The 208-nt window shown below is 41.8% G+C and carries 1 protein-coding gene; it reads left to right on the top strand.

Annotated features, from left to right (window positions below):
• Positions 1 to 27 precede the first annotated feature (27 nt).
• Positions 28 to 208: IS3 family transposase (locus AC6H04_RS04460; RefSeq protein ID WP_497570554.1), on the top strand; the 181-nt coding region annotated here is incomplete at its 3' end.

Genomic DNA, 208 nt, shown 5'->3' with positions numbered 1-208 from the left:
GCTGGAACCCCAGGAGATAATAGCCCCATGGAGTCATTTTGGAGTCATATGAAAGATGAGTTTTTCGCATTTCATAAGACGAATTCTAAGACGGAACTAATTAACTTGATTGACCAGTATATTCATTGGTACAACAACGAGCGTCTGCAAATAACACTAAACGGCATGACTCCGGTAGAATACCGGAATCACACCGTTCAGAGATGTG

This window comes from Secundilactobacillus sp. MJ173, assembly GCF_059704265.1.
The sequence above is the reverse complement of the archived record's forward strand: the minus strand, read 5'-3'. Positions and strand labels throughout refer to the sequence as shown.